Annotated in this window: 13 protein-coding genes, 3 tRNA genes and 1 pseudogene; 6 read left to right on the forward strand and 11 right to left on the reverse strand. The window is 34.9% G+C overall.

The genetic code is table 11. From position 1 onward, the window contains the following. The first annotated feature begins 165 nt into the window (after window positions 1-165). The 3 genes from gyrA to ABEG11_RS06300 all read left to right on the forward strand — a co-directional run bounded on the left by gyrA (window position 166) and on the right by ABEG11_RS06300 (window position 5,732). The gene (gene gyrA, locus ABEG11_RS06290; RefSeq protein WP_348823336.1) at window positions 166-2,820 is read left to right on the forward strand and encodes a DNA gyrase subunit A; all 2,655 of its coding nucleotides are present in this window, start codon (window positions 166-168) and stop codon (window positions 2,818-2,820) included. A 47-nt stretch (window positions 2,821-2,867) separates the two neighbouring features. After that, window positions 2,868-4,136 carry a tetratricopeptide repeat protein gene (locus ABEG11_RS06295; protein ID WP_348823337.1) on the forward strand — a complete coding sequence of 423 codons (1,269 nt, stop codon included), beginning with the start codon at window positions 2,868-2,870 and terminating at the stop codon, window positions 4,134-4,136. 531 nt (window positions 4,137-4,667) lie between these two features. After that, a complete protein-coding gene (locus tag ABEG11_RS06300) occupies window positions 4,668-5,732 on the forward strand; it encodes a tetratricopeptide repeat protein (protein ID WP_348823338.1) in 1,065 nt (354 codons plus the stop codon). Between the two features lie 49 nt (window positions 5,733-5,781). Here the strand turns inward: ABEG11_RS06300 and ABEG11_RS06305 are convergent, their stop codons facing one another. Both ABEG11_RS06305 and ABEG11_RS06310 read right to left on the reverse strand, forming a co-directional pair. Beyond that, complete coding sequence (locus ABEG11_RS06305; protein WP_348823339.1) at window positions 5,782-6,543, reverse strand: C40 family peptidase; 762 nt, start codon at window positions 6,541-6,543, stop codon at window positions 5,782-5,784. 105 nt (window positions 6,544-6,648) lie between these two features. Further along, a complete protein-coding gene (locus ABEG11_RS06310; protein WP_348823340.1) occupies window positions 6,649-7,833 on the reverse strand; it encodes an acetyl-CoA C-acyltransferase in 1,185 nt (394 codons plus the stop codon). Window positions 7,834-8,225: 392 nt separating this feature from the next. On the opposite strand from ABEG11_RS06310, the gene ABEG11_RS06315 reads away from it, so the two are divergent. The 3 genes from ABEG11_RS06315 (at window position 8,226) to ABEG11_RS06325 (ending at window position 8,549) form a co-directional block, all read left to right on the forward strand. Next, a tRNA-Ser gene (locus tag ABEG11_RS06315) sits at window positions 8,226-8,309 on the forward strand. Between the two features lie 77 nt (window positions 8,310-8,386). Further along, window positions 8,387-8,461 (forward strand) — tRNA-Pro (locus tag ABEG11_RS06320). Window positions 8,462-8,475: 14 nt separating this feature from the next. After that, window positions 8,476-8,549, forward strand: a tRNA-Arg gene (locus tag ABEG11_RS06325). Window positions 8,550-9,135: 586 nt separating this feature from the next. Here ABEG11_RS06325 and ABEG11_RS19090 read toward each other — a convergent pair. The 9 genes and pseudogenes from ABEG11_RS19090 to traK form a co-directional block, all read right to left on the reverse strand. Further along, window positions 9,136-10,062: pseudogene (locus ABEG11_RS19090) on the reverse strand (recombinase family protein); the annotation flags it as partial. 20 nt (window positions 10,063-10,082) lie between these two features. Then, a complete protein-coding gene (locus ABEG11_RS06330; RefSeq protein WP_348823341.1) occupies window positions 10,083-10,283 on the reverse strand; it encodes a hypothetical protein in 201 nt (66 codons plus the stop codon). A gap of 71 nt (window positions 10,284-10,354) precedes the next feature. Next, entirely contained in the window at window positions 10,355-10,639 is a 285-nt protein-coding gene (locus ABEG11_RS06335) for a hypothetical protein (protein ID WP_348823342.1), read from the reverse strand. Between the two features lie 14 nt (window positions 10,640-10,653). Beyond that, on the reverse strand, window positions 10,654-11,709 hold the full coding sequence (locus ABEG11_RS06340; RefSeq protein WP_348823343.1) for a hypothetical protein: 1,056 nt from the start codon (window positions 11,707-11,709) through the stop codon (window positions 10,654-10,656). Window positions 11,710-11,738: 29 nt separating this feature from the next. Beyond that, window positions 11,739-12,539: a hypothetical protein gene (locus tag ABEG11_RS06345; protein WP_348823344.1), complete on the reverse strand. Its 801-nt coding sequence runs from the start codon at window positions 12,537-12,539 to the stop codon at window positions 11,739-11,741. A 27-nt stretch (window positions 12,540-12,566) separates the two neighbouring features. Next, window positions 12,567-13,412: a conjugative transposon protein TraN gene (gene traN / locus ABEG11_RS06350; protein WP_348823345.1), complete on the reverse strand. Its 846-nt coding sequence runs from the start codon at window positions 13,410-13,412 to the stop codon at window positions 12,567-12,569. 19 nt (window positions 13,413-13,431) lie between these two features. Further along, window positions 13,432-14,727: a conjugative transposon protein TraM gene (traM, locus tag ABEG11_RS06355; RefSeq protein ID WP_348823346.1), complete on the reverse strand. Its 1,296-nt coding sequence runs from the start codon at window positions 14,725-14,727 to the stop codon at window positions 13,432-13,434. Window positions 14,728-14,731: 4 nt separating this feature from the next. Beyond that, the gene (locus tag ABEG11_RS06360) at window positions 14,732-15,238 is read right to left on the reverse strand and encodes a hypothetical protein (protein ID WP_348823347.1); all 507 of its coding nucleotides are present in this window, start codon (window positions 15,236-15,238) and stop codon (window positions 14,732-14,734) included. Between the two features lie 14 nt (window positions 15,239-15,252). Next, window positions 15,253-15,873 carry a conjugative transposon protein TraK gene (gene traK, locus ABEG11_RS06365; protein WP_348823348.1) on the reverse strand — a complete coding sequence of 207 codons (621 nt, stop codon included), beginning with the start codon at window positions 15,871-15,873 and terminating at the stop codon, window positions 15,253-15,255. Between the last annotated feature and the right edge of the window lie 3 nt (window positions 15,874-15,876).

Here is a 15,876-nt window from a genome sequence, read left to right on the forward strand (position 1 = left end):
AAGAACACAGCCTTAAAAGTAACTTATTTTATTAACTAAATCACAATAAAAATTTGTTAATAAATCGGATAAATTTATGTTTACTTTATGACTGAAAAAATATTGAGAAAGCTTATATTAGCGGGATTTTTTAACACAAAATAATTTTAATTTAAGAATATATTTATGTCTGACGGAGAAAAGTTAATTCCAATTAACATTGAAGATGAAATGAAATCAGCTTACATCGATTATTCGATGTCAGTAATTGTCTCAAGAGCACTTCCTGATGTAAGAGACGGTTTGAAACCAGTGCATCGAAGAGTACTTTATGGAATGTATGATTTAGGAGTAACTTCAAGATCTGCCCACAAAAAATCTGCAAGAATAGTCGGGGAAGTTTTAGGAAAGTATCACCCTCATGGAGATGCCTCAGTTTATGATGCTATGGTGCGTATGGCTCAGGAATGGAGTATGCGTTATTTATTGGTTGATGGACAAGGTAACTTTGGATCTGTCGATGGTGATAGCCCAGCAGCAATGCGTTATACCGAGGCTAGAATGAAAAAGATTTCGGAAGAAATTATGGCTGATATCGAAAAAGAAACAGTTGATTTTCAATTGAACTTTGACGACACTTTATATGAGCCAAAAGTAATGCCAACCAGAGTTCCTACCTTATTAGTTAACGGTGCAACAGGGATTGCTGTAGGTATGGCTACAAACATGCCTCCTCATAATTTGACTGAAGTAATCAATGGTACATTAGCGTATCTTGATAATAACGATATTGAAATTGATGACTTGATGAACCATATCAAGGCTCCAGATTTTCCAACAGGAGGGGTTATATATGGTTATGAAGGAGTTCGTGAAGCTTTTAAAACAGGTCGTGGACGTATTGTAATGCGTGCCAAAGTCGGTTTTGAAGAAGTAGATGGAAGAGAATCAATCATTGTTACCGAAATTCCATATCAAGTGAATAAAGCCGATATGATTAAGCGTACGGCTGATTTGGTGAATGAGAAAAAAATAGATGGCATTGCTAATATCCGTGATGAATCAGACAGGACTGGTATGCGTATTGTTTATATTCTTAAACGTGATGCTACACCAAATGTGGTTTTGAATACCTTATACAAATACACACAATTACAATCTTCTTTCAGTGTTAATAATATTGCATTGGTAAATGGCCGTCCACAAATGCTGAATCTGAAAGATATGATTCATTATTTTATTGAACACCGTCATGATGTTGTAGTTCGCAGAACACAGTTTGAATTGCGTAAAGCTGAAGAAAGAGCCCATATATTAGAGGGTTTAATTATTGCGTCAGATAATATTGATGAAGTTATTGCGTTAATAAGAGGATCCAAAAATACTGAGGAAGCCCGTGATAAATTGATTGAAAGATTTAATCTGTCAGATATTCAGGCTCGTGCTATTGTTGAAATGCGTCTGCGTCAATTAACTGGTCTTGAACAGGATAAATTAAGAGCTGAGTTTGAAGAGCTGATGAAATTGATTGAGCATTTGAAAGCCTTATTGGCCGATGTGAATTTAAGAACTGAATTAATCAAGGAAGAGCTTACGGAAATTCGCGATAAATATGGTGATGAGCGACGTTCGCAGATAGAATACTCCGGAGGAGATGTAAGCATCGAAGATTTAATTGCTGATGAAAATGTGGTAATTACTATTTCTCATGCAGGATATATTAAACGTACAAATCTGTCTGAATACAAAACTCAGAATAGAGGAGGGGTTGGACAAAAAAGCGCAGGTACAAGAGATCAGGATTTCTTAGAGCATATGTACGTGGCAACAAATCATCAGTACATGATGTTCTTTACTCAAAAAGGAAAATGTTTCTGGATGCGTGTTTATGAAATTCCAGAAGGAAGCAAAACAGCCAAAGGAAGAGCGATCCAAAACTTGGTAAATATAGAAAGCGATGATAAAGTAAAAGCGTTTATCTGTACACAAGACTTAAAAGACAAAGATTATATCAATAGTCATAACCTTGTAATGGTAACTAAACAAGGCCAGGTTAAGAAAACATCTTTAGAGAAATATTCTAAACCGAGAGTAAACGGTGTTGCAGCTATAACTATTAAGGAAGGTGACGAATTGCTGGAAGCAAAATTAACTAATGGTGAGAGCCAGATTATTTTGGCTGTTAAATCCGGGAAATTAGTTCGTTTTGAAGAAACCAAAACACGTCCGATGGGAAGAACAGCTTCAGGAGTGCGCGGAATTTCATTAAAAGATGATACCGATGAAGTAATTGGAATGGTTACTGTTGCTAAAGAAGATATAAATGATTCGCAGATTTTAGTTGTTACCGAAAACGGATACGGCAAGCGAACTAAACTAGTTGATGAAGACGGCGAAGATGTTTACAGAATAACAAACCGTGGAGGAAAAGGAGTTAAGACCCTTAATATTACTGAAAAAACAGGTAAGCTTATTTCAATAAATGCAGTAACAGACGCTGATGATTTGATGATTATTAATAAATCGGGCTTAACTATCAGGATGGCTATCGAAGATTTACGTGTTATGGGACGTGCAACTCAAGGGGTTAAATTGATTAATCTGAAAGGAAAAGATTCAATTGCAGCCGTTACAAAAGTAATGAAAGATGATGCTGAAGAAGTGGTTGTTGATGAAGATGGAAACGTTATCGAGACTGAAGCTATAGAAAGAGTAAAACCTGTTCTTGAAGTTCTTGAAGATGAAGGTGCTGCAGATGATGATGACGATGATGACGACGATTCTGATGATGAAGCTGAAGAAGACGATGCTGCTGATGATGATTCAGACGATGAAGCTTAATTTTTTTTTAAGCGTAATAAAAAAGTAAAATATAAAATAAATTTAATATGAAAAGTAGATATGTAATAATTGCGTCAGCGTTATTTTTATCAGTTGCGAGTTTTGCTCAAAAAAATGAAATAAAAGCTGCTGAAAAAGCACTTAAATCCGGGAATTCTAATGAGGCAATATCAATTTTGACAAGTGCAGAATATTTAACAGCAAATGCACCTGATGCCGAAAAAGCGCAGTTTTTGTTTGTAAAAGGAAATGCCTATTTGGATCTGTCCAATAAAAATGTTGAACTTGATAAAAATTTAATTTTAGCAGCAAAAGCTTATCAGGAATTAATTGCTGCTGAAAAAGCTTCAGGTAAATCAAAATATTCAACACAAGCCGCTAATTCAATTGCTGAAATTAAAGGAAAGTTAGTAAATGCTGCAATTGATGATACAAAAGTAAACAAAGATGCTGCTGGAGCTGAAAAACTTTACCAGGCTTATTTGTTAGAGAAAAAAGACACTATAAATCTTTATTATGCTGCTTCAACTTATGTTAATGCCAAAGATTATGATAAGGCTCTTAAGTTATATGAAGAATTAAAAGTATTGAATTATTCCGGAAAAGCAACTTATTATTATGCTGTTAATAAAGTGAGCGGACAAGAAGATTTTTTTAAGACTGCAGCTGACAGAGACAGATTGGTCAAAATGGGAACTCATGAAAAGCCAAGAACCGAAAACGTTCCTTCTAAAAGAGGAGAGATTTATAAAAATGTTGCTTTGATTTATGTACAGCAAGGAAAATTAGATGAAGCTAAAAAAGCTGTTTCCGATGCGAGAAAAACAAATCCAGAAGACACCTCTTTAATTTTGACAGAAGCTAATTTATATCTTGAATCTAAAGATATGGATACCTATAAAAAATTAATTTCCGAGGCATTGGAGAAAAATCCAGATGATGTAGATTTGATTTTCAATTTAGGTGTTATAAGTGCTCAAGCTAAAAATCATGTGGAAGCTGAGAAATTTTATAAAACAGTTATTGAGAAAAAACCTGATTATACAAATGCTTATATAAATATGGCAGCAATGAAGTTAGAAGATGAAAAGGTTATTATTGATGCAATGAATAAACTTGGAACATCGGCTGATGACATGAAAAAATACAATGCTCTTAAAAAGAAAAGAGAAGATTTGTTTAAAAGTACAATTCCATACTTGCAGAAAGCTGTAGATCTAGACCCAAAAAACGAAGATGTTGCTAAAACATTATTAAATGTATATAGTGCATTAGAAATGACTGCCGAATATAAAGCTTTGAAAGCTAAAATGTAGTTTTTTTAAAATCCTGATATAAGAATCCTGCCTGTAGTATTCAGAGCAGGATTTTTTATGTTTTGGCTTTAGGTTTTTTCTAATTTATTAGTATATGATATGTCTTAAAAATAAAACAATTTTGCTAATGAAGTGATAAACATTGGCGGGTTTACGAAATCGTTATAATTAATTAAAAAATTGTTTCAAAATTATTTGTGTTATCAAATTTTAATTTTATTTTAGATGCATATTAATGTATTTTATAAAAAAAGTGCAATAAAAAAAACGGTGTAAATTAATTATTGTTAAAAAAATGTGCTTTTTTTAAAAAGAAGAAAATTTTGATATTGTATAACCAAAAAAATGTAAAAATGATATAACATTACGCTGCAACGATTAATCACTGCGATTAACTATTTTTTGAATTGTATATTAAAAAAATCACTTAGTTTTTCATTAGCTAGGCGACATATATCTATTGCATTTCAATATCCTTGAAAAAAAAAACAAAACCCTATAAAAATCTGTTTAATATCTAAATTTAACCTCATGAAAAGAAAATTTGTAATACTATCAATAGTGTTATTGATAAATGTTGGTGTAAATGCCCAAAAGGCACAAATAAAAGAAGCTCAAGCTGTTTTTTCGAGCGGTAAATCTCAAGACGCATTGGGAATCCTGAAAAAAACAGAGTATATGATTGTAAATGCAACTGATGAAGATAAATCCGATTTTTATTATTTGAAAGGTAATGTTCTGAAAGACATGGCTACGAAAGGTGTCGATGCAGCTAATAATTTCTCATTAGCTTCTGAAGCATACCAGGAATTGATTAAAGCTGAAAACGAGGCAGGTAAATATAGATTCACATTGCAGGCAAACACTGCTTTAAAAGAAATGAAGTCTAAGCTTGTTAACGGTGCTGTTGATGATTATAAGGCTAATAAATTCAAAGAAAGTGCAGAGAAAAGCTATAAAGTTTATTTGTTTGATAAAAGAGATACTTTAAATTTATTCAACGCTGCTTCTGCTTCTATGGTGGCAAAAGATTATGATTCAGCCATTAAGTACTACGAGGAGCTAAAAAGAATTAATTACTCTGGAAAGAGGATTATATATTACGCAACAAACAAAAAGACCAAAGAAGAAGATAGTTTTGTTTCAGCAGGTGCCAGGGATTCTGGAATTCAAGTGGGGCTTTATGAAAAACCTAGAGATGAATTTTCCTCTTCAAAACGATTTGAGATTAATAAAAATCTAGCATATATTTATTTAGAGAAAAATGACTTTGAAAAAGCTGAAATCTGCTATAATAAAGTTGTAGAGCTAGATCCGAAATATATTGACGCTTACATTAACCTGGCTTATGTTAAATTAGAGTCGAAAAAAACATTAGTTGATCAAATGTCTGCACTTGGCAATACTCCAAAAGAAATGCAGCAGTATGATGAATTAAAAATCAAAAAAGATAATTTGGTAAAAAGCGCAATACCTTATCTTAAAAAAGCCTTAGATATTGATCCTAAAAATCAGGATGTTATAAAATCTTTAATGGGAGTGTATCGATCTCTTGATATGACCAATGAGTACAATGCATTAAAAGCATCTATGTAACATAAAAAAAAGCTAGAAAAATTTTTCTAGCTTTTTTTATTTCAATATTTTAAATTATTTTCTTGATTACTCTCAGTTTATGAGTGTGTTTATTGCTTTCAGCATTATAAATGCCTAGGTGGTCTAAACGGTCAATTCGTACTTTGCCACTGGCATGAATAATGTAATTGTTCTCCATTATGATTCCTACATGAATGATGTTGCCTTCATCGTTATCAAAAAAAGCTAAATCACCTGCTTCGCTTTCTTCAATAAAACTCAGTGGTTCTCCTTGAGTTGCCTGCTGTGATGCATCTCTAAGTAATTTATACCCATTTAGTTTATAAACCATTTGTGTAAATCCCGAACAATCAATGCCAAAAGGTGTTTTTCCTCCCCATAGATATGGTGCATTCAAATACATAAAGGCTGAAGCAAGTATATTGTTTTTGGGCTTAATTCCACTGATTTTCGCTCCTTCAAATTCAAAGGAATCAATATTTATTTCGGGATAATTTAAAAAAGACAATGATGCGCCAAGCGGAATCGGAATTAGTAAATTCGATGGAGCTATAATGTATTCCAGAAGATCTGCATTCAGGATTATTGCATCAGTTGAAAGCTGGGAATAGTTAGATTCTGTTATTGGCTGAAACTGTTTGGTGTCTATCCAGCCTTCATATTGATCATATTGTGTTTTAATATGAGACCATTGCTTATGCTGTTCCAGAACTTCAAAATGTTCGCCAAACAGCACTTGGGAAACAATTTCGCTTTTATCACTAGCTTCAGCACGAAGTGGAATCATGGCTAAATTACAAATTCCAAACATTTATATAAATTAGATTAAAAAATAAAATACGAATCGAAAATGACCGTAAAAATAGTGATTTTCAATTCGTATTGTTTAATTATTTTCTTTTAATTTAAAAGGAAACTAATTAAGTATTCTTTCTATAATTAAAGCTGAAGCGCCTCCGCCACCGTTACAAATGGCAGCAGCACCGTATTTAGCATTGTTTTGTTCCAATACATTTAAAAGGGTCACAATAATACGTGTTCCTGAACAGCCAAGTGGATGTCCTAATGAAACGGCACCTCCATTAATGTTTACTTTTTTATTATCTAATCCTAATATTTTTGAATTGGCTAACCCAACTACTGAAAAAGCTTCGTTAAATTCGAAATAATCAATTTCGTTTAGTGCCAATCCAGCTTTTGCCAGAGCTTTTGGTATAGCCTTTGCCGGACTTGTTGTGAACCATTTTGGTTCTTGAGCAGCATCGGCATAGCCTTTAATGTATGCTAATGGCTTTATTCCTAGTGCAATTGCTCTTTCTTCACTCATCAATATAATAGCAGCGGCGCCATCATTAATTGTAGAGGCGTTAGCGGCTGTAACCGTACCGTCTTTCGTGAATACTGCGTTTAATAGAGGAATTTTTTCCAATGAAACATTTGTGTATTCTTCATCTTTATAAACAAGAACGGGGTCTCCTTTTCTTTGTGGAACTGCTACTGGAACAACTTCATTTTCAAATTTACCTTCATTCCATGCTCTGGCTGAGCGTTCATATGATTGTATAGCAAATTTATCTTGTTCATCTCTTGTGATTTTATATTCGCTTGCACAAAGGTCAGCAGCAACACCCATTGCATTGTTGTCGTAAGCATCTGTCAGTCCGTCTTTTTGTAAACCATCGATCATTGTGCTTGGTCCAAATTTAGTGCCACTCCTTAAATTCATATAATGAGGTATCAGACTCATGTTTTCCATGCCTCCAGCTACAACAATTTCGGCATCACCACATTGTATGGCTTGAGTTCCCAGCATGATTGCTTTCATTCCAGAGGCACATACTTTATTTACGGTGGTGCAAGCAGTTTCTGTCGAAAGACCAGCATAGATAGATGCTTGTCGTGCGGGTGCCTGACCTATACCTGCTTGTATCACATTACCCATGAAAACTTCGTCAACTAAGGCGGGATCTAATTTTATTTTGTCTAGTGCTCCTTTAATGGCCACTGCTCCTAATTGCGGTGCAGTTACTGTAGATAATCCTCCCATAAAACTGCCGATAGGAGTTCTAACTGCAGAAACGATAACAACTTTTTTGTTCATGTTTTATTACGATATTGATTTGTATAGCAAATTTAAATCTTTTTTGTAATATTAAAATTTTTAACTGTATTAAAATAAGATATATTTAATGATTTTGTCTTTTTGTATATGATTTTAAATAATTTGTTAAATAGAGGTTGTGTTTATTCAGAATGTTATTTGCTGGGGCTATGCAGTAATTGAAACAATAAATGCGGTATTATTACTAAGCATATTTAGATTAGAACTAATTGCTATATTTGTGTTTTTTTATTCCGTGCTATATATTTGATTGTGAAGTCATTTTAATAAAACACTAAAAAATATTAAAAAAAAGTACAAAAATAGTTGTGAGAAACGTAAACATGTCTTAAGTTTGCAACCGCAAAACAGGACACGTTTCCTGAGTTTTTGGAGAGGTGCCAGAGCGGTAATGGAGCAGATTGCTAATCTGTCGACGGGTAACCGTCGCCAGGGTTCGAGTCCCTGTCTCTCCGCAATTTATTTGTGATTAAGAATTATAGCAAGTTCAATACTCTATTGTATTTTCGCCAATGAATTGATAAATTGTTTTCGGGGTGTAGCGTAGCCCGGTTATCGCGCCTGCTTTGGGAGCAGGAGGCCGCAGGTTCGAATCCTGCCACCCCGACAAATTGAAATAATGGACGCATAGCTCAGCTGGATAGAGCACCTGCCTTCTAAGCAGGCGGTCGAAGGTTCGAATCCTTCTGCGTTCACATAAGAGGACAAATCAGTTTTTTGCTGATTTTGTCCTTTTTTTTTATTGTCTAATTGCTTGTAAAACAATAACATAAGTCGGAGTGCTTCGTTAATTTTAGTGGTTCGAACTTCATTTTTTTCAAAAGTGAGTTTTTCGGGGAACATCGAACCAATTATCTTCCTTTTTCCTTCTGTTGATGCTTCTTCATAGAGTTTGTCAAGCTGTGAAATATTGCCTAGGGCTTTGTTTAAAAGAGGATCGACATTAAAAATGGTACTGCTTTGACTTGTTAGTTGAGCTTCAAGGCGATTTATTTTATCTGCAGTCTCTATTTTAATTTTTCTATAATCATCAGCGTCCAAATCTCCGGATATTAACAAATCTCTCGCCCGCGTTAATCTTTGATTTGTTTCTTCTAGTTGTTTTTTTAGAAGATCTATATCGCTTCTACTATAATTTGTTTTACTTTTAAATACAGAAGTGATTGTCTGTTTGTAGAGCTCTAGAAACGGTAATGGTCTTACATATCTTCTAATCTCCTCTATAAATAGGTCATTTACTACAGGGGCTTTCTCTCGAAATGGGCATCCCATGGTGCAATGATAATAATGGTAGTACTTGTATCGTCCTTTAGATGCGCTGCCAGTGAGTATTTTTCCACATTCAGGACATATTAAATAACCTCGGAGTGGCAATGCAGGATCTACTGTTACCGTAGTTCTTTTTATTTTTTTACGTCCATCTATTACATCCTGTACGTCATAAAATAATGCTTCTGTTATCAATGGTTCATGCTGTCCTTGGACTAAATGACATTCTTCATCATTATATTTTGCAACGAAAACCTTTCCCATATAAATAGGATTTCTGAGTGCAACCCAAAAACAGCTTCGTGTGGAATTAAGACCTTTCTTTTTTGCTTCTTTCCATATTTGTTGTGTATTTATTTGTCCTTTAGCAAGTTCTTCAAACACCCAGCGCATAATTATTGCTTGGTCTTCTTTAATTGCAATAAACTTTTTTCCTGTCTCAGTAATTCTATTGATGTATCCTAAAGGTGGACGACCCATTACACGACCTTCTTTTTTTGCTCTACGCATTCCATTAAATACATTTAATGCACGACGGTCATTTTCTACTTCAGGTGCGGCAAGGTAAAAAGCAAGCATCATTTTATTTTCAGGAATTGAAAGATCTAATGGTTGCTCAACTGCCTGAGGTTCTACTCCTAAATTACGCAGTGTACTGATCATTTGGTAAGAATCACCTGCATTTCTGCTGAACCTGTCCCATTTTGTAAAGAGGATTAAATCGGAATGTCCTCTATGTGCACGAAGCTCTACCAGTAATTTTTTCCAAGCTGGACGGTTAAATGTTTTAGCTGAATGATCTTCTATTACAACTTTGCGTACTTTGAGTGCATTTGACTCACAGTATTTACGCAGACGTTCTTCTTGGTCACGCTGGGAATATCCTTTATCTGCCTGTTCTTCGGTACTTACTCTGATATATAAATCTGCAATTTTCATGATTTTGAAATTGATTAAACTTATTCACATGCCTCTTGTGAGAGGGTAAATTTACGTCTTTTATGTTTATCTAAATATGTATTTACCACTATTTCAGCCATTTCGTAGAGGAAATCTACAATGATTTTTGCTTGCTCAGCATCTACATCAATACCATCCTTACTTAATAATTCCATAGCTTTGTGTGGTGTTATTCTATCAATCTCTTCATCTCTCATCATGTACCTCCCTCTATTGACAGCAAAAGCCCGATAACGGGCTTTACTAATTTTACTATGATTACTTCAATTACTCATATAGGGAAATAAATTGTGCTCCTCTGATTTCTATTACGTTTTGGCACATAATTAATATAGCCATACTCGTTTAGTTCACGCATGCATTTATGATAGGTTACAGGTCCCGTTATTTTGGCTATCTTCATAATTTCATATCTGTATGCTTGAATAGGATTAACAAAGCCACTATCCAATCTGAATTGCAATAATGCAGCATATATACCAATATGAGTAATACTTATACGACAATCTTTTTCTATAGCCTTAAAGAAATCGGACAGAGGTTTTAGTGTTTCCATTATTTCCTTGTGTATTAGCTTATGCGCATACCATTACGTTTTGATCGATTCTCTTCCTGATGCTCATTGTTTTTCTGCATCTGTTTTATCGTTTCCCTTGTTTTATTACCCAATACAGTTGCAAGTGTTACCTTTCTTGAATGTTCATCATAAATGTTCACCGTTTTAAACTGAGGATTGGCTTCGATATAAAAGCGATGTTCATTTCCGTTTCTCATCAAGATTACGGACTGACGACTCCCTAGTTTTAAGGCATCCAGCAATTTATCTGCCTCGATTTTATATGATAGTACCTTTAATGGTAATTGTTGTACTGCTTTTTCAAGATCATAACCATATCCGGAATGGAATTCCTTTATACGATAATTCCCATTCGGATCCTTGTCGTTAAGGTCAAGTTGTATCCAAGCTCCTTCGTTTTGAACCGAGCGTCCTGCTAATAGATTATAAGCCTGTGTTGTGTCAACTGTATGACCTTCCCGCATTTTAAAATAGTGACACCTACTTTCTTCGGGCTTTAATTCGTTTTGCAAAGCGGTTTTATAACCTTCAAATTGATAGTGTCCTGTCGGATCTTTGACAAAAGAAAGTTCGTGATCGAGTCGTTCTTTTTCGCTGATGTAATAAGAAATTGGGATAGTAAACTGCTCTTGACCTTTTCTGATTTGTTGGTCTATTCTAGCGGACAAATCTGAAAAACCAATGCGCTGCACTTGATCGTGCAGCGATTGACTATTCTGTTCCACTTCCTTTAGATCCTGTCGGACTGCAATTTGCTCTATTAATGGCGCAACCAAAACCCTCCGAACAAGACGTACTACTAAGTTCGGATAAAGTTGTTTCAGTATTCTGTTCCTTTCCTGCTTTAGCATCCGTAAAGCAAATCGTTCATCCAAATTCTGTGAGTCTTTATACTTTGTTGCAATACGCTCGTAATGATGTAGCTTTTCTTTAAGAAGTGACCTATTGTTAGAAAGACTGAAAGAGAACAATTTACTAAAACGCTCTTCCCTAGAGTGCCATTGGCTCAATTCCATCTCAATTCTGTTAACGGGAAGTTGCTCATTCATATCTCAAATCTTATTTATAACCCTTTCTGTTACATGGAATTAGACTGGCTTTTCCTTCTTTTCTTAGCTTCCTTGGGTATATCAGGACCATCATCGTCAGCACTCTGACTTTGTTTTTTGTTATCCTGTTTAGTAGACTTACTTTCTCCTTCAGACTGCTTTTCTTCTTTAGACTTTCGATTATCAATTCGCTGCTTATTGTCATCATATACATTAATCGTTTTGAATTGAGGATTTGCTTCTATATATTGCTTATTCTCATTGCCATCCTTTATAAAAGTGGCAGATTGCAGATTCCCTTTTTTCAGCGAATCCATAAGATCCTTTTTATATTCAGGATTTTGCAATTCCTTAATGGGATGTTTGGATAATGCAGTTTCTAAATCATAGCCATAATTCTCATGGTAATGATTTAACTTAAAATTTCCATTTGTATCAGCTTCTTTAAAATCCAGCTGCACCCAAGCCTTGTAAATCTGTTCTTCTTTATTGGTCAGATCTTTATAAACCGCTCTACCATCCATTAGATTATAAGCCTCCTTCATCGTAATACCTCCTTTATTAACATAAAAAGTTTGCTCCATAGATTCTTTAGCTTGCTCTTTTTGCAGGTTCACTTCGTAGGAATTAAAAAAATACATATCACTCTGGGTTGATTTTTTAAAGTTTAATGTAGCTACCGCATTGTCGTTACCATACTGAGCATTATGGGTCAAAGTGAAACTAGGAGTTTCCTGTTGCATTTTTTCCTTCAATTCTCCCTCAAGCCCTTCACCGAAACCAGTGTACTTAACCTGATCGCGCAAGTATTCAAAATTTTTCTCGTTCATGACTATTTATTTTAAATGATTAATAATTTATAGTTTAGGCAGTACAGTGACCTGTACCAGTTTTTTGTTTTTTACATGCAGTTCTACATGCCTGCCTCCATTCTTTTCCATTAACTGTATAGCAAGGTATTTTTGCTCCGGAATTGTAAATTTTGGAAGGGCAAACACGAACGTGTTTTCGGATTCTCCCTCAATTGCAGCTGCATTGTTTAAAATATACACAGGTATAATCTCGATTTCCTGTGAAGCAGTTCGTTTTACTTTTTTATTGTCCCGAATAAAAAAACGCAGTTGGTCAACATCATAATTGATTTTAGAATTATTCGTTACATTAATTCTGTAGTACATCACATCATCGCGGATGAAAATTCCACTGAGTTGAAAATGAATGTCATACTTAATTTCCTTTTCGCCCCTTAACTTTTTCTTGTCGTAAAAAGCCAATTTGGAATACTTCTGAATATTCTCTTCGTTTCCACTTTCAGAAGAAAAATAAATTTCCTGTCCCTCTGGTTTTGTCTTATTTAGAGCGAGATTCAACTGTGGGCAACTCTCATCGTAGTTTAGTACAAAAGAATATAGTTTACCATCGGCAGTGACTACCGTAAGGTTGGTTTCGAAAAATCCTTTTTGGGCAGCCTTAATCATCAGTATATTTTCGAGTCCTTTCGCTTTCTGTACCAGTATATCCTGACTTCCCCTGTCAACACTTTTAATGGCAAAAGGAAATACAATATTGGTCGTTTTTGAGTACGCTATCCTTAAGGAATCTGGCTCTATTTTGAATAAGTGATTTTTAGATGCTTGTTGTGCAGATACACTGGTGGCAATAAGTAATAAATACCCCATCACCAATAGATTAAAGTTTTTCATAGTTAATAATTTTTAGTTTTTAATTGGAATCTTTTTGTTTCTGCTTTTCGTCCAGAAGCAGTACCTGATAACCAGCCTTAACAATTACCTTGACAAGCTTTACTTTTTTACTAAGAAGGCTTTTGGCAGCCTCAATCCCAGCTCCAGTTGCCTGAGCGCCCCATGAATCATCGAGAGTTGCAACTCCCAGAGTTTGCATAGAACGATCTGCCGATTCTTTGGCGACATCACGGTTGATTGCCCCTGGAATATAGATTCCACTGAGTCCATCCATATCATATACAGATAAATCAACAGCAAACAAAGAGTTGTTGTATCTCAAACTGTTTATCGTAATTACCAGTCTTTCTCCTTTTAAGGAAGCTGTACCAAACAAGAAATTATCCTTTGGAATTTTAATGCCATTGATAAAAATTTCATTGGTAAGTCGCAGTTTAACGGTTGAACCATTTACAATAGTCTGCGTTTCATGAACAATAGCTTCTATGGCATTTTGTAGATACTCAGTATTGGCAGATTGATCCCAGGAATAGAAACCATTATATTTGGATTGTCCGAGAGAAACAGTAGTGTTTGTAGGTGTATTTTGCAAGGAAGAAATATTGTCTTCTTGAGTTTTAGTCGTTATTACAAATACCTGTCCACGTTCAGCCTCTGATGCCTTTTTCAATTTCTCCTGTACTCTGGCTGGATGCTGAATATCAAGAATATTTTCGAGCATCCCGCTGAGTTGTTTTAGTTCAGGATCCTGATTGCCATTTTGACCGTTCATGGATTGCATCATTTGTTCCAATTTCTCAACGTCATTGGAATGCATTGCTGTCTGATTTGATTCTGAATATTTATTATAATTCTGATTTTCTACAACAGGAGCTGTTGGCGCGTTTATTACTTTTTGCAATGCTTCTAGTTTTTGACGCACTTTTTCTTCGTTCGGATCACGATACACCGATGTATTTAAACCAGTAGCACCTTTACTAATTGTAGCATCACTATTATGCTTTGTAGAATCTATCTGAAAAGATTGACTCAAATAATTAGGATCCTTTTTGATGAGTTCATCCAGTTTTGCCGAGTCAAGAGCTGCCTGTTCATAGTAATGCATTTTGTCCCATGTAGCATCTTCCTTAAATTTTGAATCAGGAAGCTGTGCATTGAAACCCTCCTTTTCGATTAGGTTCGTTTCTTTAATCTCTTTTTTTCCTCCCCCAAATGCCCAAAACATAGTGGTAATAAAGGGCAAGACCAATAGCGGTAATACTAATAGCATCTTACGTTGTCTAAGTATTTTTAATGATTTTGTTTTTTGTTCCATGATATTATTTTTTAAATTGTGAGTGATAATGGTCTTCAACTATGATAAGACTGTCCAAAAACCCCAGTCGGTACTTCAAAATGCTGTCGTGTAGTTTTCCTCCTGTTGGACTTCGACCCAGACTATCCAAATACTCCCGAAAACGGGCAATTCTTTCAAATTCAATTTTACTGATTGTCGCATTTTGTTGTATGGTTTCATTCTCAAATGATACCGCATTAGTCGGTTTGCTAATCGGAGTTACAATGATACTTTTAGTTGTATTCGCTGAAAAGCTATTCACAATCAGGTAAATGCTATAGCTTCCTGTAAAAATTGTAAAACAGAACAAAATCACCATCCAACTTTTACGCGATAAATGTGCCGTTTTTCTTTCTAGCCAATTGGCACACTTATATTGCAAACGAAGATTCGCTTCATCAAATCTTTTCAATAGATTCCACCTGAAATCATACCCTTCAGCGGAGCTATTTTTGTTGTTCCCGTTGTTTCTTTTAAAGATGAATTTCATAATCAGCAGTTTTATTATTTTCTGTTTTCATTACGTAGATCCCGATTCTCAATGGTATTCCATCTTTCGATCAAAAAACCATGCGGGTTGTTATCACTTCTGGACACATTGCGAAGATTACCCTCTGTGATTAGACTCCGATACGCAATACTGGTTGTCCTGATAATATTTTGCGTAGCATAACATCGGAAACGGTATGGATACTCGTTAATGTTAACTGTTACACTATCCACATGTAATGTCTGGCTAATGTTTCCTGAAATAATACCCGAGTAATACCCGTTTTCCTTTAAATCATAATAGATCCGTTTTGCACTTTCATCAGCAAGGTAAAGTGCCTTGGTAACATTGCTTTTGATTACCTTATCGTCTGGATCAAGGGTAAAGAATAATTTATGAAAGACTTTTACATGATCCCTTGCTTCAACGGGTATATTATCTTTTCGGTCAGAAGCATACGCTTCGAGTGCTTTTCCATTGGCCAGTATATAGACCTTATCCTGCATCTTCGACACCAAACTGAAACTCTTATAAAGAGTAAAGCAGCAGATTACTATGCATCCACCTATTATCAACATGGTAAAACCGCGAACATGGCGAAAGGCAGTGTCAACATTTTTCATTTTGCTAAACATGAT

This window comes from Flavobacterium aestuarii (assembly GCF_040049115.1).
Lineage (GTDB): Bacteria > Bacteroidota > Bacteroidia > Flavobacteriales > Flavobacteriaceae > Flavobacterium > Flavobacterium aestuarii.

Excerpts from the sequence above, each read along its gene's own strand:
- gyrA (WP_348823336.1), top strand. The coding sequence starts at position 166 with ATGTCTGACGGAGAAAAGTTAATTCCAATTAACATTGAAGATGAAATG.
- ABEG11_RS06295 (WP_348823337.1), top strand. The coding sequence starts at position 2,868 with ATGAAAAGTAGATATGTAATAATTGCGTCAGCGTTATTTTTATCAGTT.
- ABEG11_RS06300 (WP_348823338.1), top strand. The coding sequence starts at position 4,668 with ATGAAAAGAAAATTTGTAATACTATCAATAGTGTTATTGATAAATGTT.
- ABEG11_RS06305 (WP_348823339.1), bottom strand. The coding sequence starts at position 6,543 with ATGTTTGGAATTTGTAATTTAGCCATGATTCCACTTCGTGCTGAAGCT.
- ABEG11_RS06310 (WP_348823340.1), bottom strand. The coding sequence starts at position 7,833 with ATGAACAAAAAAGTTGTTATCGTTTCTGCAGTTAGAACTCCTATCGGC.
- ABEG11_RS06330 (WP_348823341.1), bottom strand. The coding sequence starts at position 10,283 with ATGATGAGAGATGAAGAGATTGATAGAATAACACCACACAAAGCTATG.
- ABEG11_RS06335 (WP_348823342.1), bottom strand. The coding sequence starts at position 10,639 with ATGGAAACACTAAAACCTCTGTCCGATTTCTTTAAGGCTATAGAAAAA.
- ABEG11_RS06340 (WP_348823343.1), bottom strand. The coding sequence starts at position 11,709 with ATGAATGAGCAACTTCCCGTTAACAGAATTGAGATGGAATTGAGCCAA.
- ABEG11_RS06345 (WP_348823344.1), bottom strand. The coding sequence starts at position 12,539 with ATGAACGAGAAAAATTTTGAATACTTGCGCGATCAGGTTAAGTACACT.
- traN (WP_348823345.1), bottom strand. The coding sequence starts at position 13,412 with ATGAAAAACTTTAATCTATTGGTGATGGGGTATTTATTACTTATTGCC.
- traM (WP_348823346.1), bottom strand. The coding sequence starts at position 14,727 with ATGGAACAAAAAACAAAATCATTAAAAATACTTAGACAACGTAAGATG.
- ABEG11_RS06360 (WP_348823347.1), bottom strand. The coding sequence starts at position 15,238 with ATGAAATTCATCTTTAAAAGAAACAACGGGAACAACAAAAATAGCTCC.
- traK (WP_348823348.1), bottom strand. The coding sequence starts at position 15,873 with ATGTTTAGCAAAATGAAAAATGTTGACACTGCCTTTCGCCATGTTCGC.